This is a genomic window from Roseiarcus sp. (genome assembly GCF_052145395.1).
Lineage (GTDB): Bacteria > Pseudomonadota > Alphaproteobacteria > Rhizobiales > Beijerinckiaceae > Roseiarcus.
In genome coordinates this window covers 1-4,239 of the sequence record NZ_JBKQOT010000354.1, presented here as the reverse complement: position 1 = coordinate 4,239, position 4,239 = coordinate 1, and the positions used below count along the sequence as shown (strand labels likewise).

Sequence of the window (4,239 nt, the reverse complement as noted above, 5' to 3'; positions counted from 1 at the left end):
CCGTCGCTGCAAAGGTCTGAAGGGAAACGCAGCATCATGAATTCCTGCTCGCCAGTGCTTGCGGCGAGCTTTGCTCGGGCGAGCAACTCACTCCACTGCGAATCGCTCACGTGTTGACCGAGGAGCTCCTTGATCTGCCGCTGGCATTCAAGCTGCGCTTCGCGTTTGTGCGCCTGCCTGTCGTCCTGAGAGCCCGCCTTGGACGCGCGAACCGCGTCACGAAACGCCTCCGCAGAAAGCGCGCTTGGCGCCGCGTCTTTTTCGCTTGAAGGCGCTTGCGCCGGCGCAGTCGGGCGCTGCAGGCCGCCACGCAGGGAGGCGCCGCCGATCAGGGACTCCAAGAAGCTGAGGAGCCCACCGCCTTCCTCGGCCCGGAAGGGCGGAGCGCCTGGCAGGCTTTCGACGAGGCACAGAAGGTCCTCCCGGGTCACGACGCCGACGAGACCTTCGCCGTCCAGCACCGGCAGACGCTTGATCTGATGCGCCTTGAAGGTCTCGGCGATGTCCCGCACCGAGGCTTTCAGCGAAACGGTGATCAGGGGGGCGCTCATGACCTCGCCGACGGGGCGCTCGAGCGCGTTCTTTGGAGGCGGAGACCGGTTCGCCAGCATCTCGAGCCAGGGGGAGCGACGGCCTTCGCCGCGACGCCCAAGAAGATCGCCGTCGCTGACCATGCCGACTGGCCGTCCTCGAGCATCCAGCACCGGAACCCCGCTTATGCCGGATTCGAGCATGAGTCGCGCGACCGAGGACACGGGTTCCGTTGTCTGGGCGGTAACCGCCGGAGAGCTCATGAGATCAGACGCGAGCTGATACAAGGCGCTTTCTGAACGTTGGCGGCGCGGATCCTTTGCCGGCTTGTCGGAAGCAACTGGGAAGCGCGCTGATACGGAGCCATGGGGCGTGCCCAACGCCGGCCCCGCTGCGATGCTGTCCGTTCTTTCACTCGCTGCGGAGGCTGGGCGAGCATCAAAGGCTTCGGTTTGAGCTTGTTCGGTCATCTGCATTTTCCTTACGCGCGTGGTTTCAATGCTTGAGCTCTGTTAAGACCGCACCTCTCACATGCGTCTCGCGATTTCGAAGAACAGCCAGCTACCGAGCGCGACGCCAATAGGCCAGTAGATCAACGGATAGACGACGTCGGGCATCACCAGAGCCTCCATGCTTTGCTTTTGCATGGCGCTAACATTGCGGATTCCGGACCCGCGATCTATTGTACGGAGGGTGTTTGAGATCCGCCTTCGGTATCCGACGCTAAACGAATCTTTAGGCGCGATCGGAATCACCAGGCGACGGCCATGGGCTGCGCGCCGTACATTGAGGACATGCTCCGCGAAGGCCGGCACGGGGAGGCGCAAAGGTCGCTATCCTGGCGCGGAACGTCGCCACGGAGGCCGCTCTCCGTGCTATAGTTTATCGGGGTCCCGAACCCATGCCAGCGATGCCGACAGCGCCGATAAGCAAGCCGACCGTCATCATCGTCGATGACGATCCAGGAATTCGAGAGGCGATCTCCAGCCTCGTCCGATCGGTCGGCTTTCAGCCAAAGCTAATGGCCTCGGTAGACGAATTCCTTCAATCGGGGCCGCCGGGGGGTCCCTCGTGCTTGGTGCTCGACGTCCGGCTGCCCGGCCGCAGCGGCCTGGATCTCCAGCGAGAGCTCGCCGACAGGCACGTGCAACTCCCGATCGTCTTCATCACGGGACACGGCGACATCCCGATGTCGGTGCAGGCGATGAAAGGAGGAGCGATCGAGTTCCTGACCAAGCCCGTTAGGGATCAGGATCTCCTCGATGCGATTCAGCTCGGCCTGACTCGAGACGGGGCTCGTCTGGAAGCGGAGAAGCTAACCGCTGAGATGCGAAGCCGCTTCGAGACGCTGACCGCCCGCGAGCGCGAGGTGATGGCAGGGGTTGTCGCCGGCCGGCTCAACAAACAGATCGCGGGAGATCTGGGTATCAGCGAAATTACGGTAAAGGTTCACCGGGGCCAGGTGATGCGCAAGATGAAGGCCTCCTCGGTTCCCGATCTAGCCCGGATGGCGGACAAGCTAAAAGCCGCTGGCGCCAACCTATAGCGCCGCCGGGCCGCGCCCTCGCCACAAGCGCAAAAAAGGAGCCCCTCAGTCATGGAGGGGCTCAAGCGGGCCAAGCCAGAGGATTCTTGACCGCGGGAGGATGCGCCGCGGAGGGAGGAAGCGCGGCGCAAACAGAACTTTACCGAGCTCGGGCGACTGCAGATATTGGACCAAGGGACGGCAGGGGCGCCAAATCGTTTGCCTGATCTAAACGTTCGCATAGACCCTTCGTGGAACCCGCGAATGGCGGCCGAAATGGCCGGCGCAAATCGCTTCGCAAACGCCTCGCGCGGCCGCTCGCCAGCCGCCGGAGGAGACCATCGACACCGCGATGACCTGACCGCGCGCCAGTTGCAAGGACTTGGCGGAGCTATACCAGTGTATAATCGCAACGCCTGTTTGCAGGGGCGGTCAATTGTCCCCGAGGGACTATATGAATGTCGGGCGAGGGGGCGCGGCACGCCCTTGTGTGCACGGCCGATCAGGAAACGACGTTGCAAGACAAATTTCTTATCGCAGTCGTTGATGACGACGAGTCGATGCGTGAGGCCGTAAAGGGTCTCCTCCGATCGCTCGGTTATGAGGCCGTCGCCTTCGATCGCGCGGAGGATTTCCTGAATTTCGATCGCCGGGGTCGCGTCGATTGCCTGATCGCTGACGTGCAGATGCCGGGGCTGACGGGTCCGGATCTCCATGCCCGGCTGGTTGCGTCCGGCGAAACCATTCGGACCATCTTGATCACGGCTTATCCGGATCCTGTCGTACGGACACGGGCGCTACGAGCCGGCGTGCAGTGCTACTTGGCGAAACCGTTCCGCGACGAGGACCTGCACGCGTGCATCCGATCCGCGCTCGGTTCGGACTCGGCGTTCAACCGGCGGCAATCCGGAGACGAAGCCTGAAACGAATGGGCTATCGGAGAGGTTGCGCTCGCCCTTGTTCAGCGGCAAGTATCACTGGCGGCGCTTGCCGATTGCGACGGAATCTAGGAATTGCATTCGGGGCTTCCACTTGACGTCGACGGACTGGGCCATCTCGAGCTCTTGTCGGACGACGGCGAGCGTCTCCTCTGCCGCGGACGGCGGATTGGCGGCGACGACGGCGATCGGTCCGTTCTGATCGCGTTTCCCGCTGCGGACCATCATCCGGCCGATGTCACTCGTCGCCTCGTTCACGAATACGCGTTGCGAGACGAGCTTGACGGCACTTGGGCCGCACGGCCGTTGGAGCTTCGGCAAGGGCGCGGCCGGACTCAGCTCCTGATCGAGGACCCGGGCGGCGAGCCGCTCGAGCACATCCTCGGAGCCCCGATGGAACCCGGGCGCTTCCTGCACCTGGCTATCGGCATCGCCTCGGCGCTCAGCAAGACGCACCAGCGCGGCCTAATCCACAAGGACATCAAGCCGGCCAACATCCTGATGAACTGCGCCGACGGACGTATCCGGCTCACCGGATTCGGCATCGCCTCGCGCCTGCCGCGCGAGCGTCAGGCGCCCGAGCCGCTCGAAGTCATCGCGGGCACCCTCGCGTATATGGCGCCTGAACAGACCGGGCGAATGAACCGCTCGATCGACTCCCGCAGTGACCTCTATGCGCTCGGCGTCACATTTTATCAGATGCTTACCGGCCGCCTGCCGTTCAGCGCCGCCGACCCAATGGAATGGGTCCACTGCCACATTGCGCGAAATCCGGTTTCCCCGGCGGATCGGTTGTCGAGCGTTCCGCTGATTGCCTCCGAGATCGTCATGAAGCTCCTCGCCAAGACGGCCGAGGATCGCTACCAGACCGCCGCCGGGCTTGAGCACGATCTCCGGCGCGCCCTCGCCGAATTTGAACCCAATGGATCCATTGGGCGCTTCGCGCTTGGCGAGGGGGACAGGCCGGATAGGCTGTTGATTCCTGAGAAGCTCTACGGACGGACGCGTGAGGTCGCGACCCTGCTCGCCGCATTCGACCGCATCGTCGAGGGCGGTGCGCCGGAGCTGGTTTTGGTCTCGGGCTACTCCGGCATCGGTAAATCCTCGGTCGTCAACGAGTTGCATAAGGCGCTCGTCCCGCCGCGCGGCCTCTTCGCGTCAGGCAAGTTCGACCAGTTAAAGCGAAACATCCCCTATTCGACTCTGGTGCAGGCTTTTCAAAGCTTGGTGCGGCCGCTTCTGAGC

The 4,239-nt window shown here is 63.3% G+C and carries 5 protein-coding genes; 3 read left to right on the top strand and 2 right to left on the bottom strand.

Annotated elements, in window-relative coordinates:
- Positions 1-794 (bottom strand): CBS domain-containing protein (locus tag ACLP25_RS11915; RefSeq protein WP_442469410.1); only part of this gene is annotated, 794 nt, incomplete at its 3' end.
- Positions 795-1,441: 647 nt separating this feature from the next.
- On the opposite strand from ACLP25_RS11915, the gene ACLP25_RS11910 reads away from it, so the two are divergent.
- Both ACLP25_RS11910 and ACLP25_RS11905 read left to right on the top strand, forming a co-directional pair.
- Positions 1,442-2,077, top strand: a complete 636-nt coding sequence (locus ACLP25_RS11910; RefSeq protein WP_442469409.1) for a response regulator transcription factor — start codon at positions 1,442-1,444, stop codon at positions 2,075-2,077.
- Between the two features lie 494 nt (positions 2,078-2,571).
- Entirely contained in the window at positions 2,572-2,979 is a 408-nt protein-coding gene (locus ACLP25_RS11905) for a response regulator transcription factor (protein WP_442469408.1), read from the top strand.
- A 51-nt stretch (positions 2,980-3,030) separates the two neighbouring features.
- On the opposite strand, the gene ACLP25_RS11900 is transcribed toward ACLP25_RS11905, so the two are convergent.
- Positions 3,031-3,411 (bottom strand): hypothetical protein, encoded by a 381-nt coding sequence (locus tag ACLP25_RS11900; protein WP_442469407.1) that lies wholly within the window; start codon positions 3,409-3,411, stop codon positions 3,031-3,033.
- On the opposite strand from ACLP25_RS11900, the gene ACLP25_RS11895 reads away from it, so the two are divergent.
- Positions 3,388-4,239 (top strand): serine/threonine protein kinase (locus ACLP25_RS11895; protein ID WP_442469406.1); only part of this gene is annotated, 852 nt, incomplete at its 3' end. The two genes, ACLP25_RS11900 and ACLP25_RS11895, sit on opposite strands and share 24 nt — an antisense overlap.